The sequence below is a fragment of the Dactylosporangium sp. NPDC005555 genome (assembly GCF_040605635.1).
In the GTDB taxonomy this organism is placed as follows: domain Bacteria; phylum Actinomycetota; class Actinomycetes; order Mycobacteriales; family Micromonosporaceae; genus Dactylosporangium.
This window is the reverse complement of record NZ_JBEXDG010000057.1, coordinates 55665-73117: the sequence shown is the minus strand read 5'-3', so window position 1 is coordinate 73117 and position 17453 is coordinate 55665. Positions and strand designations below refer to the sequence as shown.

Annotated in this window: 16 protein-coding genes; 10 read left to right on the top strand and 6 right to left on the bottom strand. The window is 72.8% G+C overall.

Annotated features, from left to right (window positions below; translation table 11 throughout):
• Positions 1-243: hypothetical protein (locus tag ABZS58_RS40635; protein WP_354789068.1), on the top strand; the 243-nt coding region annotated here is incomplete at its 5' end.
• On the opposite strand, the gene ABZS58_RS40630 is transcribed toward ABZS58_RS40635, so the two are convergent.
• Positions 229-2055 (bottom strand): serine/threonine-protein kinase, encoded by a 1827-nt coding sequence (locus ABZS58_RS40630; RefSeq protein ID WP_354789066.1) that lies wholly within the window; start codon positions 2053-2055, stop codon positions 229-231. The two genes, ABZS58_RS40635 and ABZS58_RS40630, sit on opposite strands and share 15 nt — an antisense overlap.
• 785 nt (positions 2056-2840) lie before the next feature.
• On the opposite strand from ABZS58_RS40630, the gene ABZS58_RS40625 reads away from it, so the two are divergent.
• Both ABZS58_RS40625 and ABZS58_RS40620 read left to right on the top strand, forming a co-directional pair.
• Complete coding sequence (locus tag ABZS58_RS40625; RefSeq protein WP_354789065.1) at positions 2841-4124, top strand: amidohydrolase; 1284 nt, start codon at positions 2841-2843, stop codon at positions 4122-4124.
• Positions 4125-4153: 29 nt separating this feature from the next.
• On the top strand, positions 4154-6385 hold the full coding sequence (locus ABZS58_RS40620; protein ID WP_354789063.1) for a hypothetical protein: 2232 nt from the start codon (positions 4154-4156) through the stop codon (positions 6383-6385).
• Positions 6386-6469: 84 nt separating this feature from the next.
• Here ABZS58_RS40620 and ABZS58_RS40615 read toward each other — a convergent pair whose 3' ends face one another.
• Complete coding sequence (locus tag ABZS58_RS40615) at positions 6470-7798, bottom strand: DUF4349 domain-containing protein (RefSeq protein WP_354789062.1); 1329 nt, start codon at positions 7796-7798, stop codon at positions 6470-6472.
• A gap of 141 nt (positions 7799-7939) precedes the next feature.
• Between ABZS58_RS40615 and ABZS58_RS40610 the strand changes: the two genes are divergently transcribed.
• The gene (locus ABZS58_RS40610; RefSeq protein ID WP_354789061.1) at positions 7940-8566 is read left to right on the top strand and encodes an MBL fold metallo-hydrolase; all 627 of its coding nucleotides are present in this window, start codon (positions 7940-7942) and stop codon (positions 8564-8566) included.
• 6 nt (positions 8567-8572) lie between these two features.
• Here the strand turns inward: ABZS58_RS40610 and ABZS58_RS40605 are convergent, their stop codons facing one another.
• Positions 8573-9142, bottom strand: coding sequence for an exonuclease (locus ABZS58_RS40605; RefSeq protein WP_354789059.1), 570 nt, complete (start codon positions 9140-9142; stop codon positions 8573-8575).
• Positions 9143-9161: 19 nt separating this feature from the next.
• Here ABZS58_RS40605 and ABZS58_RS40600 point away from each other — a divergent pair, with 19 nt between their 5' ends.
• From ABZS58_RS40600 to ABZS58_RS40590, 3 genes are all read left to right on the top strand, one after another.
• Positions 9162-9950, top strand: coding sequence for a TolC family protein (locus ABZS58_RS40600; RefSeq protein ID WP_354789057.1), 789 nt, complete (start codon positions 9162-9164; stop codon positions 9948-9950).
• Between the two features lie 70 nt (positions 9951-10020).
• Positions 10021-10770 (top strand): hypothetical protein, encoded by a 750-nt coding sequence (locus tag ABZS58_RS40595; protein WP_354789055.1) that lies wholly within the window; start codon positions 10021-10023, stop codon positions 10768-10770.
• Complete coding sequence (locus ABZS58_RS40590) at positions 10767-11870, top strand: N-acetyltransferase (RefSeq protein ID WP_354789053.1); 1104 nt, start codon at positions 10767-10769, stop codon at positions 11868-11870. Before ABZS58_RS40595 ends, ABZS58_RS40590 begins: the two co-directional genes overlap by 4 nt.
• Here ABZS58_RS40590 and ABZS58_RS40585 read toward each other — a convergent pair.
• Positions 11867-12322 (bottom strand): gamma-glutamylcyclotransferase family protein, encoded by a 456-nt coding sequence (locus tag ABZS58_RS40585; protein WP_354789051.1) that lies wholly within the window; start codon positions 12320-12322, stop codon positions 11867-11869. The genes ABZS58_RS40590 and ABZS58_RS40585 overlap by 4 nt on opposite strands.
• A gap of 163 nt (positions 12323-12485) precedes the next feature.
• On the opposite strand from ABZS58_RS40585, the gene ABZS58_RS40580 reads away from it, so the two are divergent.
• A complete protein-coding gene (locus ABZS58_RS40580; protein ID WP_354789073.1) occupies positions 12486-13889 on the top strand; it encodes an NAD(P)H-quinone dehydrogenase in 1404 nt (467 codons plus the stop codon).
• 19 nt (positions 13890-13908) lie between these two features.
• Here ABZS58_RS40580 and ABZS58_RS40575 read toward each other — a convergent pair whose 3' ends face one another.
• Both ABZS58_RS40575 and ABZS58_RS40570 read right to left on the bottom strand, forming a co-directional pair.
• Positions 13909-14451: a 2'-5' RNA ligase family protein gene (locus ABZS58_RS40575; protein ID WP_354789050.1), complete on the bottom strand. Its 543-nt coding sequence runs from the start codon at positions 14449-14451 to the stop codon at positions 13909-13911.
• Entirely contained in the window at positions 14424-15239 is an 816-nt protein-coding gene (locus ABZS58_RS40570; RefSeq protein WP_354789049.1) for a DNA-formamidopyrimidine glycosylase family protein, read from the bottom strand. Before ABZS58_RS40570 ends, ABZS58_RS40575 begins: the two co-directional genes overlap by 28 nt.
• A gap of 199 nt (positions 15240-15438) precedes the next feature.
• Between ABZS58_RS40570 and thrS the strand changes: the two genes are divergently transcribed.
• Together thrS and ABZS58_RS40560 are read left to right on the top strand one after the other, a co-directional pair.
• Complete coding sequence (gene thrS / locus ABZS58_RS40565; RefSeq protein ID WP_354789048.1) at positions 15439-16659, top strand: threonine--tRNA ligase; 1221 nt, start codon at positions 15439-15441, stop codon at positions 16657-16659.
• A 33-nt stretch (positions 16660-16692) separates the two neighbouring features.
• The gene (locus tag ABZS58_RS40560; protein WP_354789047.1) at positions 16693-17448 is read left to right on the top strand and encodes a DUF3152 domain-containing protein; all 756 of its coding nucleotides are present in this window, start codon (positions 16693-16695) and stop codon (positions 17446-17448) included.
• The last annotated feature ends 5 nt before the right edge of the window (positions 17449-17453 follow it).

The following is a 17453-nucleotide window of genomic DNA, read 5'->3' as shown; positions in this document are numbered from 1 at the left end:
TTGCTGCGCAAGCCGCCACGCGGCATCGACAACCCTCGACGCAAATCCTTAACTCACCGGCATTGCGCTCTGACGACCACAACTTTTCCGGATCATGAGGCACGCCGCCCAGCCATCGGAGGGGCCGGCTGGTTTCGTGATCCGGAAGACTTTTCGTCGTCGGGGCGACATGAAGTCTTCCGGATCATGGGGTTCTGCGTCAGGGGTGTGCTCCGTGGTGCGGGCTGGTTACTGGCCCGTTGAGGAGGAGGTGGTGGTCGTGGGGGTGCTGAGCTTGAAGGAGCGGACCATCTCGTCGAAGATGACCTTGCTCTCGGCGAATCTGGCCTCGGGCACGGTCACGAAGAAGTGGTAGCTCTTGCCGCCCTGGACGACCGCGTTCCACAACGCGTGGCGTTGCTGGTCGCCGGCGCCGCAGGTGTATTCGAGGACGGCGGCGTCGTGCCCGTCGAGCTTGTTGTCGGTCATGTCGACGTGGGCATACGGCTGGGCGCAGCTCGACGCGGTCGTCTTCAACCGGTTCTCCGCGCTTTCGAGGAACGCGCGGGGCGTGTTCGACGCCTTCTCGATGTTGACGCGGATGCGCCGGTTGGGGTCCGCCGGGTCGGTGATGTCCCAGTAGGGCGCGCTCGCGTTGCCGAGCTGCTTCCTGGTCCAGCCCTTCGGGACGTTGACCGTGATGCCGCCGGAGTGGGCGAAGGCCTCGACGTCCAGCAGCGGCCGGGTCGGGGCGCTCGAGGTGGTGATCGGGGGCTTGCCCGCCTGGTTGTCGGAGCCCCCGCCGGAGAACAGGCCGGACATCGAGACCGCCACGATCAGGACCACCACGACACCCGCGGCGACCGCGATCTTCGCCCAGCGCGGTGCCTGGGTGACGATGCGCTTGAGGTCGGCGCCGGGCTGCTTCGGGGGCTCGGCCGGGGCCTGGGTCCAGTCGGTGGTGCCGAGCGGGCCGTCCTGGTAGGCCGCGAAGCGGCTGGCGTCGGTGCGCTCCAGCTGCTCGGCCGCCTGGTGCTGACCGCCGGAGGGGGCGCCGCTGACCGGGCCGCCGGAGTGCATGCGCCGCATGGCGCCGCTGACGGTCTCGCCGGGGGCGATCATCGCCCGCCCGCCGATCTGGCCGGTCGGGTTGAGCTGCGGGGTCGCGACCGTCGGCTGGTGCGTGGGCCGGACCACCGCATACGGGTCGGTCATGTGCGCCGGCGCGTTGCTGGCGAGGGGGCCGGCGAGCAGGTCGCGCAGGACCGCGCGGGCGGTCTCCACATTCCAGCGCCGGGCCGGGTCCTTCTCCAGCAGGCCATAGAGCACGCCGGCGAGCGGGCCGGCGCGGACCGCCTGGGCCGGGGGCTCCTCGACGACGGCGCGCATCGTCTCGAACGGGTCGCGCCGGTCGAACGGCGGACGGCCCTCGACGGCCGTGTAGAGCGTCACGCCGAGGGAGAACAGGTCGCTGGGCGGGCCGAACTTGGCGCCGATCGCCCGCTCGGGGGAGATGAAGTGCGGCGAGCCGAGCACCATGCCGGGCGTGGTCAGCTCGCTGTCGGTGGGCATGCGGGCCACGCCGAAGTCGGTGAGCACGCAGCGGCCGTCGCCGGCGATGAGCACGTTGGCCGGCTTGACGTCGCGGTGCAGGACCCCCGCCGCGTGGGCGACCTCGAGCGCGCCGAGCAGCGCGATGCCGATCTTGGCGACCGCGCGGGCGGCCAGGGGACCGTCCTCCACGATCATCTCGGCGAGGCTGCGGGCCTGGAGCAGCTCCATGACGATCCACGGGCGGCCGGCCTCGGTGACGACGTCATAGACCTGGACGACGGCCGGGTGCGACAGCGCCGCCGCCGCGCGGGCCTCGCGCAGCGTCCGCTGATACATCGAGTCGCGGTCGCTGGGCGCCATGTTGGGCGGGAGGATCACCTCTTTGACCGCCACGTCGCGGCGCAGCACGGTGTCGCTGGCGCGCCACACGGTGCCCATGCCGCCGTGGCCGATGGCGGTGCGCAGCGCATAGCGCCCGCCGATCACCACGCCCGGAGCGGCGCGTTGGCCGGGCACGGGCATGCTCGTGGAGCCAGGCTCGCGGGGCTCCCGCTGCTCAGGGCCGCGCGCAGGATCACGCCCGGCTCCGGCGGAAGCCAGAGCGCCGGTGGATGGCAGGGGCTCGCCGTGCCACGTCGGGAGCTGAGTCACAGGCTGTAAACCGTCGTCATGGAGGGGAGATGACTTTCTCGCTGTACGACCGCGGTCCCCCCTATCTTGCGTGCTGCTCGCCCGTTAAGAAAGGTGGGGTCCCCTCCTTCACCGTACCGTGACCCGCGCGCAACCGAGCGTGATGATCTTGTCGCGCTCCTGAAGCGGTTGGATTGAATCCGCTCATTCGGGGAACCCGAAGGTAAGGGCGGAGCGTCTACGCAGGGGACCGAAACGTATCCGGAACATCGGGGGACTACTTTCCCTGGATTTCCCGGTGGACCTGCCGATCGGTGTGCTGGACGGACACGCGGTGCGGCGGTGACCCCCAGGGGTCATGCCACTCTGCGACGTCTTCCGTCACTGTGCGTCGATCTGCGGCGACGATGGACGACACACCGAGGCGAAAAGTTACTCGCGACACCACGTGACCGTGGCGCCTGTCACCCGTTGTAGGAGGTGAGGGGTTCTTGTCAGAAGCGGACCGCACACTTCCGACGAGGCCAGCATCTTTACGCCTCCAGTACCAACCAAGTGACGCTCAGCTATCTCAACATCACGAGAATGATGTTGCGCTCCGTCACCTTGACCCAGTTAGTCTGTCCATGGCGCGCATGGGGCGGGCCGCTCCTTTAGACCGAAATAGAGAACTCACCGTGACGAGAGCGCTGACGCTGCCCGATCCCGCCGCTGCCGCGGCCCGGGTCAGCAAGTTGACGTCGTCCTGGCCCGAGACTCCACCCGGGGCCGATCCGCTGCCCGGTCAGCTCGACCGCTGGCTCACCTCCCGGGGCGCCGAGCTCGTCGCCGTACGACGTCACATTCACGCGCATCCGGAGCTCTCCGGCCAGGAGTTCGAGACGGCGGCCCTCGTCGCCCGCGAGCTGACCCGCGCCGGTCTTTCGCCCCGCATGCTGCCCAAGGGCAACGGCGTCATGTGCGACATCGGCTACGGCGACCGGGTCATCGCGCTGCGCGCGGACCTGGACGCGCTGCCGCTGCCGGACACCAAGGACGTGCCCTACCGCTCGACCGTCGACAACGTCTGCCACGCCTGCGGCCACGACGTGCACACCACGATCCTGCTCGGCGTCGGGCTCGCCCTGGCGCAGCTCGCCGAGCGCGACGAGCTGCCCGGCAGGGTGCGGCTGCTGTTCCAGCCGGCCGAGGAGACGATGCCGTCCGGCGCGCCCGACGTCATCGCCGCCGGGGGCCTGAAGGACGTCGCCGCGATCTTCGCGCTGCACTGCGCGCCGCAGCTGCCCGTCGGGCTCGTCGGGGTCCGCTCGGGGCCGTTCACCGCCGCCGCCGACAAGATCGAGGTCCGGCTCACCGGCCGCGGCGGGCACACCGCCCGGCCGCACCTGACCGCCGACCTGGTCCACGCGCTCGGCCGGATCCTCGTCGACGTGCCGTCGCTGCTGGACCGCAAGCTCGACGCCCGCGCCGGGGTCTCCATGGTGTGGGGCGCCGTGCGGGCCGGTGAGGCGGCCAACGCGATCCCGATCGAGGGCGTCGCCCGCGGCACGATCCGGGTGCTGAGCCGCGACGCCTGGCGCGACGTGCCGGAGCTGGTCACCAAGCTCGTCCACGACGTCATCGCGCCGACCGGCGCCGACGTCGAGGTCAAATACACCCGCGGCGTGCCGCCCGTCGTCAACGACCGGCTCGCCACCGCGATCATCGCCGGTGCCGCCGGCGCGGCCCTCGGCCCGGACCGCGTCATCGAGGCCGAGATCAGCATGGGCGGCGAGGACTTCGCGTTCTACCTCGACAGTGTGCCCGGCTCGATGATCCGGCTCGGCGTCGGCGTGCCCGGCTCCGACCAGAAGTTCGACATCCACCAGTCGGCGTTCGACGTCGACGAACGCTCGATCGGCTACGGCGTCCGGGTCATGGTGCACACCGCCCTGGCCGCGCTGAGCGCGGGAGCCTTCTAAAAAGCCCACCGGCCTGATAGCTATAGGCCGTGGTCACTGAATTGCGCGTGCACGGCGTCACCGGAACCCCGGCGGAGGACGTCCTCGACCGGCCGCTGCTGCGGCGGGTCGCGGGCGACACCGACGCCGGGTTCTTCCGTCCCCGCGCGGAATACGGCGCGGTCACCGGCCCCGGCGGCGTCACCCTGGAGGCGTACCGCTGGGGCAACCTCACCGCCGGTGCCGCGGCCCGCGCGCTCTGGTTGCTCCTGCTGCCCTTCATGTTCGCCAACGTCGCGATCTGGCTGCGCCCCGACGTCGGCGCCGGGGCACGGGCGGTGATCCGGGCACTGACCCGCGTGTTCGCGCTGACCATGACCGCGTCGTTCGTCCTGTCGTTCGTCGAGATCTCGATGGACCTCGTCGGCTGGCAGTGCGCGGCGCAGGCCCGCTGCCTGGAGGGCCGCGGCTACCTGGCGGTCCTCGTCGACGCCACCACCGGCCGGCGGCTCGCCATCACCGCGCTGGTCCCGGTCCTCGCGATCGCGTTCCTGTGGTTCCTCGGAAGGCGCACCTGGGCCCGCTACGAGGCGTTCCCCGTCACGACCGACGGCGACGGCGACGGGCTCGCCCACCCCTGCTTCTGGAACGGCCGCCCCCTCGTCGGCAGGCTCCGGTCGCTGCACATCGCCGTCGCGTTCGCCACCCTCGACGCGGTGCTCCTCGGCGTCCTCGTCCCGCGGGACCGGCACCCCCTCGGTTACGCGCTCGCCGCCCTGACCGCGGCGATCCTGCTGCTGGGCGTCCTCGCGGTCACCCTGAGCGCCGTCGTGCACCGCGACGCGCCCGCCTCCTGGGCGAAGCCGTTCACGCGGGTCATGAGCCACGCGGCCGTCGTCCTGACCGGCTTCGTCATCGCGTACGCCTGCCTCGACCGCGACCCGTGGGAGGCGACGGGCCGCCTGCCGGTCTTCAGCGGCACCGTCACCGTGCTCTTCGCCGTGCAGGTCCTGCTCATGCTGATCCTCGGCGCGGTCGTGCTCGCGACCAGGCCCAGGGGCACGTTCCTGCAGGGCCTCGCGGGGCCGCTGATCGCGAGCACCGGCCTCGGCGTCGCCGTCGCGTTCGCGGCGGGCCTGGCCTACCGGGTCGCCGACCTGCTCAACCGGCGGGCCCTCGCCACCACCGCCGACTACGCGCAGGCGCCCTTGTCGCTGGAGCCGCCGCCCGCGTACGAGTGGGCCGCCGCGGGCTTCGTCCTGCTCCTGGTGATCGCCGCGCTCGTCGGCCTGGTCCTGGGACTGCCGCTGGTGCGCCGCCTGCGCCGCTACGCCCGGGTCGTCACCGACGCCGACTTCCGCGGCGGACGGCAGCGCGACGGGCGGCGGGCGAAACTCATCGACACGGCGGTCGCCGACGCCCTCGTCACCGACCACGTCGGCCGCATGCTCGTGTGGGTGTTCGTGCCCACGGCCGCGGCGGCGGTCGTCGCGACCGGCTTCGCCCTGCTGGGGCGGCGGCCGATCCGGCTCGCCGGCTCGGGCTCCGCGACCGCCGAGGTGGTGTCGGCCGTCGTCAACCTCGGCACCTATCTCATCGGCCTGTCGGCCTTCGCGCTCGTGTTCATCGGGGTGCTGGCGTACCGGTACCAACGCTTCCGCCGCATCGTGGGCGTGCTCTGGGACCTGGGCACCTTCTGGCCCCGCGCCGCCCATCCGCTCGCGCCGCCGTGCTACGCCGAGCGGGCCGTGCCGGAACTCGCCAGGCGCGCCGGGTGGCTCGCCGCCGAGCAGGGCGGCGTCATCCTGTCCGGGCACAGCCAGGGCACCGTCCTGGCCGCCGCGACCGTCCTGCAGCTACCGCCGGAGGCGCAGGCCCGGACCGCGCTGCTGACCTACGGCTCGCCGCTGCGCCGCCTGTACGCGCGGTTCTTCCCCGCCTACGTCAACGACGCCGTGCTGGGACGGATCGGTGCGGTGCTGTCCCGCCCCGAGGATGGCGTCCTCGGCGCGGGGCAGCACAGCCCCCGTTGGGTCAACCTGTGGCGCGACACCGACCCGATCGGCGGCCCGGTCCAGTCACCCGCCGCACGGGATGTGCGGCTGGTCGACCCGCCGGGCTTCGACATCGCCGCGGGTGACACGGTGTACCCCAAGGTCGACGGCCATTCCGGCTACCAGCAGCGCCCCGCCTTCGCCACCGCCGTGGCCGGCCTTGTGACGGTCCTGTCGGACCCCTCGGACGAACCCGCGACGGCCTCCAACCTTCCGGCGAGCCCCTGACAGGCCGCCGCTCCGGACGTGGTGCGGGTCCGTCGACGGACGGTCCGCCCGCTGCCTCGTGGTGCCGGGCCGCGGGTGGATGGTTCAGCGGTTCTCCGGGTCGTCTTCGTCCCGCTTCGACAGCGCCGGGAACGGCGGCGTCTGCGCATCCCGCTCTCCGTCGCCCGCCGCCGTGCCAGATGAATCCGAAGAGTCCGAAATGTCGGACGGGGAGGGTGTCGGAGACGTGGGAGACGTGGAGGAGGCGGACCCAGCGGCAGGCTGAGCGGAGGCCGGACCGGCGGCGGGTGGTGCGGAGAGCTGGCCGGCGGGGCGGACGGCGGGCGGGGGCGGGACAGGGCCACGGCCGGCCATCAGGGCGCCGGTGCGGGGGCCGCCGGGGCCCTGTCCGGGGCCCTGTGTGGGGCGAGGACCGGTGGGGCCCTGTGCGGGGCGCGGACCGGCCGGGGGCGGCGGGGCGCTCCAGCCCGGCAGCGGACCCGCCTGAGGACCCGCGGCCGCCAGGACGGGGCGCCGGGGGCGGAAGCGGCGGATCAGCCAGACCAGGAGGTACACCGGAACACCCAGCAGCAGGATCCACGGGGTCAGCCAGCCCAGCACCGTCAGCGCCACCTGGAGCGAGGCCAGGAACGCCTTCAGACCCTCCTTGAAGCCCGCGGCGATGCCGATCTCGTCCTTGTCCCTGGTGATCGCGGCCTCGGGGCCGAGGAGCTGGAGGGTGATCGTGGACAGGGCGGTGAGGCCGTCGAGCTTGCGCTTGCGGGCCTGCAACGACTCCAGGTCGGAGAGGCGGCGGGACAGCTCCGACTCCAGCGAGGTGACCTCGCCGATCGTGGTGGCCTTCGCCAGCAGGGCGCGGATGCGGTCGACGCTCGCCGTGGCGTTGTCGAGGCGGGCCTGGACGTCGACGACCTGGTCGGTCACGTCCTGCGCGGTGATGGTGCGGTTCTCCTCGTCGCCGAGGTCCTTGAGCTGGTCCAGGGTCGGCGTGAACTTCTGTGCCGGGATGCGCAGGACCAGGGTGCCCGTGGAGCGGCGGTCGTCGCGCCGGCGGTTGTCGCCGCCGACGAAGCCGCCCGCGGCGGTGGCGAGGGAGATGGCCTTCGCGGCCGCGGCGTCGACGTCGTCGACCCGGACCGTCATCGTGCCCGAGTAGATGATCGAACGGTTCTCGGTGTCCAGGTTGTCGGGGACCTTGGCGGCGTTGGGGTCCTGGACGGGTTCCTTCGCCGGAGCGGGCCCGGCGCCCGGGCCGCCGCCCTCCTGCGCCATGCCACCGGCCGCCGCCGGGACGTTGCCGCGGTCCGCGGTGCTGGCGGCCTTGTCGCTGCCGTCGGCGGCGCAGCCACTCACCGCGACGAGCAGCACGGCACCTGCCACCGTGAGGAACAGTCTGGTGCGCCTGACTGACATGACGCCTCCTGGGTAGGGTCGACCGGAGCGATCGAACTGCACCTTGGGACGCTGAGGGGCGCCACACCGGTTCCCGGGTGCACAGTCACGGTTACGACACAGCGAAGCCACGGCGAGAGCACGGCGAAGGGGAGACCGGTCATGCGCATCACCAAGTTCACGCACGCCTGTCTGCGCATCGAGCACGACGGCGGGGTGCTGGTGATCGACCCGGGGGTCTTCAGCGAGGCGGAGGCCCTCGACGGCGCCGACGCGGTCCTCATCACGCACGAGCACTTCGACCACGTCGACATCGAGGCGCTGCGCGCGCTGAAACGCCCCGAGCTGACCGTGCACACCCACGCCGACGTCGAGGCGCAGCTGACCGACCTCGACGCCGACGTCTACGCGGTCGAGGTCGGTGACACGTTCGTCGCCGGCGGGATGACGGTCCGCGCGGTCGGCGGGCAGCACGCGGTGATCCACGCCGACATCCCGCGGATCGTCAACGTCGGCTTCGTGATCGACACCCCGGACGGGCCGCTCTACCACCCCGGTGACGCGTTCCACGTGCCGGACGAGCGGATCGCGACGCTGTTCGTGCCGGTGTCCGCGCCGTGGCTGAAGCTCGCCGAGGCGATCGACTTCACCCGGGCGGTCGCGCCGGAGCGGGCGTTCGCGCTGCACGACAGCCTGCTCGTGGACGCCGGTCAGCAGATGGTCACCGGCCACATGACCAGGCTGTCGGGCACGCGGTACGCCAGGCTCGACCCGGGCGAGTCGGTCTAGGGCCGCCTAGGGCCGCCAAGCCATCAGGTTCGCGAAGAGCTCGGCCTGCTCGACGGCGTCGTCGAGCGCGTGGTGGGTGTGCCGGCGCTGCGACAGCAGGTGCGCCGGCATCCGGCCCTTCACGGCCGCGCCGATCGGCACACCCGCGCGGACCGCGTAGAGGGTCTTGATGTCCAGGCAGCCGGAGTGGCCGAAGACGCTGTGACCGGTGAAGCGCAGCAGGTACCAGTACAGGAACATCCAGTCGAACACGGCCGGGTAGGCCACGATGACGGGCCGTCCGTCGCCCGCGACGCGGGTCACCCAGTCGCCGAGCTCGCCCATCGCGGACGTCGGATCGGCGCCGTCGCGCAGCAGTGCCGCCCGGTCCAGCCCGGACACCGCCAGGGCCTCGGGGACGAAGTCGTCGCTGATCGGGCGCAGCTCCCGGTAGAACGTGTCGGCGGTCGGGTCCGCGGCCACGAACACCCCGTCGGACCGCCCGGCGACCGCCAGGCCGACGCTCACCATCGAGTAGGGCCCCGGGATCGGGCCGTCGGCCTCGACGTCGAGGGAGAAATAGACGTCCGCGCGCATCCGCTGATCCTACGATCGGATGGTGGACGATGCGCTCGCCGCCGTGGTGGCCAGGTTGTACTCGGCGCCGCCGGAGGACTTCGTCGCGATCCGGTCCGAGGAGGTCGCGAAGGCCCGTAAGGCGCGCGACACCGGGCTCGCCGCCGCGGTCGGCAAGCTGCGCAAGCCGACCGTCGCCGCTTGGCTGGTCAACCTCCTCGCCCACGAGCGGCCCGACCTGGTCGAGGAGCTGCTGGAGCTCGGTGAGCGGCTCCGCGACGCCCAGCGCGACCTGCGGGGTGCCGAGCTGCGCGAGCTGTCCACCCGCCGCCGCGCGACCGTCTCCGCGCTGGCGAAGGAGGCCGCGGGACTCGCCGGCCGGGACACCGCCCCGCTCACAGAGGTGGAGGGCACCCTTGCGGCGGCGCTGGCCGATGCTGCCGTCGCGGCGGCGGTACGGGAGGGAGCCCTGACGAAATCGCTCGAATACACCGGTTTCGGGGAGACCCCGAGGCCACAGCTGCGGCTGGTCCAGGGCGAGCAGGGCGTCGGCACCGTGACGGCGAAACGGTCCGCGCCCACGCAGGACGACCGGGAGCAGCGCGCCGAGGCCCGCAGGCGCGAGGAGGAGCGGCGCCGCGCCGAGGAGGATCACGCCAGAGCCGTCAAGCAGGCCCGCCGCGAGCTGATGACCGCGCTGCAGCAGCTGAGCGACGCGGAGACCGCCAAGTCGGAGGCGGAGCGCGCCGTCGCCGCCGCAGGGAAAGCGATCAGGTCAGCCGAGAAACGGGTGAAAATCGCCCAGGACGCCCTCGCGGACCTGTCCTGAACCCGACCTGACGCATCACCACGAACGAGTGCCTACTCTGTGATCCACCCGAGCAGGCAGAATGAGCCGGGTGACTCCCGAGCAGGCGGCAGCGGCGGCGAAGCAGGCCGTCCTGATGCTGGGCGGCGCCTTCAGCGACGACCCCAAGACCATGCGCCGGGCACGGCAGATCGGGCTGACCGGCTGGGCGTTCTACGTCGCCGGTCGCGGCGGCGCCCTCGGCGACGTGCGGGCCGACACGGTCGCCGCGGCGCTGGGCTTCATCGCGCCCGAGGCGGTGCAGGACGGCTGGGACGCGGCCCGCAAGGTCGCCCCGCCCGAGCAGATCGCCGCCGACAACCTCGACGAGTGCTGCCGCTGGGGGCGCGAGCACCTGGAGAGCTTCTACGCGCTGCCGAAACTCGTCGAGCTCGCCGAGCGGGTCGTGGTCAGCGCCGAGACGGCCGGTATGCCGCTGTTCGCGGCGTGGCGGGCGATGCCGCTGCCCGACGACTCGCCGGGCGCCCGCGCCGCCGTCCTGGCCCACCTGCTGCGCGAGCACCGCGGCGCCGCACACCTCCTCGCGATCCGGGCCAGCGGCCTCAGCCCCCTGGAGGCGATCATCGCCGGGCCCGAGGGCGAGGCCGGCGCGACGGCGTTCGGCTGGCAGCCGCCGTTCCCGCCGTTCGAGCCGCTCGTGCGCCGCCGCAGCTGGGCCGAGGCCCTCACCGACCGGATCGCCGGCGAGGCGTTCCGCGCCCTCGCCCCCACCGAGCGCGTCGAGCTGGTCAACCTTCTCGACGCGGCCGTCACCACCGTCCGGGAAGGAGCGCCCGTATGAGCGACCAACCAGGCCCGGACGCCGGCCCGAGCGACCTGCCAGGGCCGGACGCCCGTCCGGGCGCGTTGCCGGGGTCGGACGCCGGCCCGAGCGACCTGCCAGGCCCGGATGCCGGCCCGGGCGACCTGCCGGGGCCGGGCGGCCGCCCGCGTGCGCTGCCGGGACTGGACGGCTGGACCGTGCGCGGCTGCACGCTGCGCGACGTGCCGGCCATCCTGGCCATCACGCGGGCCAGCGACATCGCCGCCCTCGGCGAGCCCGACTGGTCCGAGGACGAGATCGTGGCGACGCTCACCGCACCGTCCGAGGACCCCGCGGTCGACGCCTGGCTCGCCGCCGGCCCTGACGGCGAGCCGGTCGCCTGGGCGTACGTCGACAACCCGCAGCGCGGCGCCCGTGACAACGTCGAGCTCTACGCCTGGCCCGGCCGCGGCGAGCCCGCCTACGCGCCGCTGCTGGCGCTGACGGTCGCCCGGGCCGCCGGCCGCGCCCGCCGCAACGGCGTCACCGAGGGCATCCTGCGCGCCGGGACGCTCGCCTCGGAGACGGCGCTGGTGTCGGTACTGCAGGCCGGCGGCTTCGCCTTCGTCAAACGGCACGCCCGGATGCGCCGCCCGCTGACCGGCGCCGAGACCGCCCCGACCGGCCTCGGCATCCGCCCGGTCACGCCCGAGGACCTGCCACGCTTCCACGAGGTGCTCGAGACGGCGTTCGCCGACACCCCGGACTTCCAGCCGACGGCGTACGACGACTGGCGCGCGGCCCTGGACAGCCTGCCGTCGATCAGCTGGGACGAGTGGTTCGTGGCCCTGACCGGCAGCGGGGCCGACGGCGAGATCGTCGGCGTGCTGCAGTCCGCCGACCAGGCCGTCGAGCACGGCGAGGGCTGGATCAAGAACCTGGCCGTGCTGCGCGGGCACCGCAAGAGCGGGCTCGGCGGCGCGCTGCTGCGGACGGCCTTCGCGACGTACGCGGCGAAGGGGCGCACGTCGGCCGGGCTCGGCGTCGACCTGACCAACCCGACGGGCGCATACCACCTCTACACCGGCGTCGGCATGACGGTGGTGTTCGCGGCGGACGTCTACGAGCGCCCGCTCTAGGGCATGGCGGTCTTGGTCGGCCGGCCCCGCAGCTCGTCCAGGTAGTCCGCCGGCGCGCCCGCCTTCGCGGCCGCGTTGGCGATCTCGGCGAGATACCAGGCCGTCGGCAGGCCGCCCTCGTACCCGTTGAAGACATACACCCACGCGGTCGCGTCACCGTCGAGGGTGGCCACGCGCAGGTGCAGCTTCTGGTACGTGCCGGCGAGCTGCCCCTCGACCTCGTCGAGCTGCTTCTCGTCGTTGGGGTGGACGTCGTAGAGCGCGACGAAGACCCGATCGCCGGGTGACTCGACGATCGTGGTGACCGAGCCCTCCCAGCCGAGAACATCCTCACCGGCGAACGTCAGCCGCCAGCCTTCCAGCCAGCCGGTGCCGATCATCGGCGAATACGGACAGTAGGCCCGCATGCGGGCCGGATCCAGGTTCGAGCCATACGCGGCGTAATGACGCACGGCGATGACGATAAACCCGTCAGGGCGTGGGAGAGAATACTGCGGAGCGTGTCGGATTCGGATCCACTCGTCGGCGCGTTGCGGCCGTTCGGCTGGGTCCCTGCTCAGAGGCGCACGCCGACGAGGGACAATGTTGCGACAGCAGGCGAGAAGGGTGGCGTTCGTGGGCCGGATCGTGATCATCGGAGGGGGCCCGGCGGGCTATGAGGCGGCGCTGGTCGCCGCGCAGCTCGGCGCCGAGGTCACCGTGATCGAGGCCGAAGGCGCAGGTGGCGCTTGTGTGCTGCACGACTGCGTGCCGTCCAAGACGTTCATCGCCAGCTCGAGCGTGGTCACCGCGCACCTGGACACCGAGGAGTTCGGGGTCATGGGCCCGCCCGGCGACGACGTGCGCGTCGACGGCCCGGCCGTGCACCGGCGGGTCAAGCGCCTCGCCGCCGCCCAGTCCAGCGACATCCACTCGAAGCTCGTCAAGGCGGGCGTCGAGTTCGTCACCGGCACTGCGCGCCTCGGAGAGGACACGCTCGGTCACACCCACGCGGTGCAGATCACACCGGCGGGCGGTGACGCTCCGTATGTGATCGCCGCCTCAACGGTGTTGCTGGCCTCCGGTGCGACCCCCAGGGTGCTGCAGACCGCGGCGCCGGACGGCGAGCGGATCCTCGACTGGCGGCAGGTGTACGACCTGCCCCAGCTGCCCGAGCACCTGATCGTGGTCGGGTCCGGTGTGACCGGCGCCGAGTTCGCCTCCGCGTATCTGGCGATGGGCATCGACGTCACCCTGGTCTCCAGCCGCGACCGGGTCATGCCGCACGAGGACCCCGACGCCGCGATGGCGATCGAGCGGGTCTTCCGCGCGCGGGGCATGACGATCCTCAACAACTCCCGCGCCGCCGCCGCCCGCAGGGTCGACAGCGGGGTCGTGGTCGAGCTCGCCGACGGCCGCTCGGTCGAGGGCTCGCACGTGCTGATGGCGGTCGGCTCGGTGCCGCAGACGTCGGCGCTGGGCCTCACGGAGTACGGCGTGGAGGTCGCCCCCGGCGGCTACGTCACCGTCGACCGGGTCTCGCGGACCAACGTCCCCGGCATCTACGCGGCCGGCGACTGCACCGGCCTGCTGCCCCTGGCCAGCGTCGCCGCCATGCAGGGGCGGATCGCCATGTGGCACGCGCTCGGGGAGGCGGTCGCCCCGCTGAAGCTGCGCACCGTCGCGGCCAACGTGTTCACCGACCCGGAGCTCGCCTCCGTCGGCATCACCCAGTCCGACATCGACAGCGGTCGCGTGCCGGCCCGCTCGGTCATGCTGCCGCTGGCCGGCAACGCCCGCGCGAAGATGGACGGGCTCGACGACGGCTTCGTGAAGATCTTCTGCCGGCCCGCGTCGGGCCTGGTCGTCGGCGGTGTCGTGGTCGCACCGAAGGCCAGCGAGCTGATCATGCCGATCGCCATGGCGGTGGAGAACCATCTGAGCGTCGACCAGCTCGCCCACACCATCACGATCTACCCGTCGATCTCCGGCTCGGTCGCCGAGGCGGCCCGCCAGCTGATGCTCCACGCCGAGGACTGATCCTCCCGGTCCGGGAGCGTCACGGCAGCTCGCGATAGACGTCGCGGGCGTAGTCGACGACGGCGGCCTTTTTCACGGTCGCCTCGATCGGGAGGACCTCCAGGCAGCGCCGGAGCGCGTCGGTGAGGATCGGCCGGGGCACCCGCATCGACACGGTGCAGTGCGGGACCCATTCGCCGGGGTCGTACAGCGGCAGCGCCTCGATCCCGGCCGCGGTGAGGTGATGCCAGACCTGGGCCTGGTGCCGCATCAGGTCGGGGGTCGGCGCCAGGCCCAGGAACACGACCCGCCCGACGAACACGCCCGCGAACTGGAAGTTGAGCCGCAGCGGCGTCGCGACCCGCACCGGCTTCAGCGCCTCGGCGACCGCGTCCGGGTCGAGCGCCCGGGCGCTGATCAGCGACACGTGCGGCCGGTGCCGGCCGTCGTGCGGGGTCCGCAGCGTCTGCACGCCGAGGTCTTCGAGGAGGTCCCACAGCACCCGGATCCGGCGGGTGGAGCGCTCGTCGAGGTGCAGCTCCAGGGCGGCGACCATCAGCGGGTCGCCTGGCAGACCGGGCACCAATAGGCGTTGCGCGCGTTGAGTTCCGCCGTGTGCACCGGGGTGCCGCAGACCAGGCAGGGCTGGTTCGTGCGGCGGTACACGTAGACCTCGCCGCCGTGCCGGTCGACGCGCGGGGCACGGCCCATCGCCTCGGGCAGGTGGGCGCTGCGGACGGTGTCGATCCGGCCGTCCTGCACCCCGGTGCGCATCAGCATCCGCAGGTCCTGCCAGATCGCGTTCCACCTGGAGCGGGTCAGCCGCCGCCCGGCGACCGTCGGGCGCAGCCCGGCCCGGAACAGCGCCTCCGTCACGTAGATCAGCCCGGCGCCCGCGACGATCGACTGGTCCATCAGCAGCGCCATGAGCGGCCGCTGCGACCTCTTGATCGCGGCGAACGCCTTCAACCCGCCGTCGTCGGTGTCCGCGAGCGGGTCCGGGCCGAGGCGGGCGTGCAGGGCCTCGACCTGCAGCGGGTCGAGCAGCTCGCAGGCGGTGGGGCCGCGCAGGTCGAGCCAGTGCTCGCCGTTCGTCATCCGCAGCCGGACCTCCCCGACCGCCGGGGGCGGGTCGCCGTCGCCGTCGGTGAACTTGCCGTAGAGACCCAGGTGCACGTGCAGCGTGATGTCGCCCTCGTACCGGTGCAGCAGATGCTTGCCGTGCGCGGCCGTGCCGAGCAGGACCAGCCCGTCGACGCGGGCGGCGCCGTCGGCGAACCGGCCCTGCGGGCTGCTGACGGCGACGGCGCGGCCCGCGAAGCGCTTGCGGTGCAGCTCGGCGAGACGGTGGATGGTGTGACCTTCAGGCACCGCACGTTTATACCCGTCGCGCTCGGATACCGGCGCGCTATTCTCGTGGGCATGAGTCACAGCGCACTGTCCACGACGACGCCGGGTCGACCCCGGCGGCGCTGACACTCACTGTCCAGCGAAGCTCCGGGGCGTGCGCCCCGGAGCTTTTTCGTGCGCGCCGCCCCTTTCCGCAACCCTGCGAAAGGGAGTCATGACCATGCAGGACCATCGCAAGCTCGGCCGCGACCTCGAGCTCTTCCACTCCGACCCGCTCGTCGGCGCGGGGCTGCCACTGTGGCTGCCCGCCGGCGCCGCCGCCCGCCGCGCCGTCGAGGACTACCTCCACGCCCTCGAACGCCGGGCCGGCTACCAGCACGTGTACTCCCCGCCCCTCGCCAAGCAGGAGATGTACGTCAGATCGGGGCACCTGCCGCACTTCGCCGACGACATGTTCCCGCCGATGGCGCTCAGCGAGCACGACGCGTTCGTGCTGCGGCCCAGCCTCTGCCCGCATCACGCGGCCGTGTTCGCCGCGCGCGGCCGGTCCTACCGTGAGCTGCCGCTGCGCATCGGGGAGATCGGCGGGCAGTACCGCGCCGAACGCTCCGGCGTCCTCGGTGGCCTGTCGCGCGTGCGGGCCATCTCCCTCAACGACGGCCACGTCTTCTGCGCCGAGGACCAGGTGCACGACGAGGTCGTCGAGTCGCTGCGGCTGATGCGGGTCGCGCACGAGGCGCTCGGCTTCTCGCCGTCGTCGTTCCGCCTGTCGTTGCGCGGGGACGGCGGGAAGTACGTCGACGACCCCGGCATGTGGTCCGCGGCGTCGTCGGTACTGAGGGAAGCCCTCGACACCGCGAACGTGTCCTACGTCGAGGCTCCCGGCGAGGCCGCGTTCTACGGGCCGAAGATCGACGTGCAGGTGGTCGACCACGCCGGGCGGGAGAGCACCCTCGCCACCGTGCAGGTCGACCACTTCCAGCCGGCCCGCTTCGACCTGTCCTATGTGGACGCGGGCGGCGCGCGCCGGCGGCCCGTCATGGTGCACCGCAGCGTGGCGGGCAGCATGGAGCGGCTCTTCGCGCACCTGATCGAGGTGCACGACGGGGCGTTCCCGGCCTGGTACGCGCCGCTGCAGGTCGTGGTCCTGCCCGTGTCCGACGCGTGCGCCGGCGGGGCGTTCCTGCGCGCCTGCCGGGTCGCCGACCTGCGGGTCGAGGAGTGGCACGCGGGGAGCCTCGGCGCGCGGATCCGGCAGGCGGCGGCGCGGAAGGTGCCGTTCGTCGCGGTCGTGGGGGAGCGGGAGGCCGCCGCCGGCGCGGTGTCGCTGCGCCCGCGCGACGCGTCCGCACTGTCAGGGGCACTGTCAGGGGCACTGTCGGGGGTGCTGCCGGTCGACGCCGCCGTCGCCGGGCTCCGGCAGGTGTGCGACGCCCCATAAACAGCCGGGCGTGGACGGCGCGTCAGTCCAGGCGTGCGGATCTTCCCGATCGTCGTGATGCTCGCCTTCGTGGCCGGCTGCTCGTCCACGCCCTCGTTCTCGGCATCTGCCGCTTCGCCGGCCCCGTCCCCGGTGCCCTCGTCCCCGGTGCCCCCGTCCCCTTCCCGCGGGCCTGTCTCCACCGATGTCCCGGTCATCCGGTACCCCGTGGCCGGCGGCGGGACGTTCGACTTCGCCGGCACCGGCGGGCCCGTCATCGGCGCCGCCGGCCGGCTGCTGACCTACCGGATCGGGGTGGAACGCGGCATCACCGGCGTCGACGCGGCCACGTTCGGCGACGCCGTCGAGCTCGTCTACGCCGACCCCCGCAGCTGGCCCGCCACCGGCAACTGGCGCCTGCGCCGGGCCGGGGCCGGCGAACGCCACGACTTCACCGTCTACCTCGCCACCCCGGCGACCCGCGACGTGCTGTGCGGCAACGGCTACGACCGGTACACCTCCTGCAGGAACGGCAACAGCGTCGTGGTCAACGTGGCCCGCTGGGCCCGCGGCATCCCCGGCTACGAGCTTTCCGCCTACCGCGCCTACGTCGTCAACCACGAGACCGGTCACCGGCTCGGCCGCGGCCACGAGCTGTGCCCCGGCCCCGGCCGGCCCGCGCCCGTCATGCAGCAGCAGACCCTCGGCCTGCACGGCTGCGTCGCCAACCCGTGGCCGATCGTCGACGGCCGCCCCTACGCTGGCCGCTCCGGGCAGTACGACGATCCAACTCCCGAGGAACAGCCATAAACGCC

Coding starts and splice junctions, on each gene's coding strand:
- ABZS58_RS40600 (WP_354789057.1), top strand. CDS start 9,162: ATGGTGGACGATGCGCTCGCCGCCGTGGTGGCCAGGTTGTACTCGGCG.
- ABZS58_RS40605 (WP_354789059.1), bottom strand. CDS start 9,142: ATGCGCGCGGACGTCTATTTCTCCCTCGACGTCGAGGCCGACGGCCCG.
- thrS (WP_354789048.1), top strand. CDS start 15,439: ATGCAGGACCATCGCAAGCTCGGCCGCGACCTCGAGCTCTTCCACTCC.
- ABZS58_RS40630 (WP_354789066.1), bottom strand. CDS start 2,055: ATGCCCGTGCCCGGCCAACGCGCCGCTCCGGGCGTGGTGATCGGCGGG.
- ABZS58_RS40615 (WP_354789062.1), bottom strand. CDS start 7,798: ATGTCAGTCAGGCGCACCAGACTGTTCCTCACGGTGGCAGGTGCCGTG.
- ABZS58_RS40590 (WP_354789053.1), top strand. CDS start 10,767: ATGAGCGACCAACCAGGCCCGGACGCCGGCCCGAGCGACCTGCCAGGG.
- ABZS58_RS40610 (WP_354789061.1), top strand. CDS start 7,940: ATGCGCATCACCAAGTTCACGCACGCCTGTCTGCGCATCGAGCACGAC.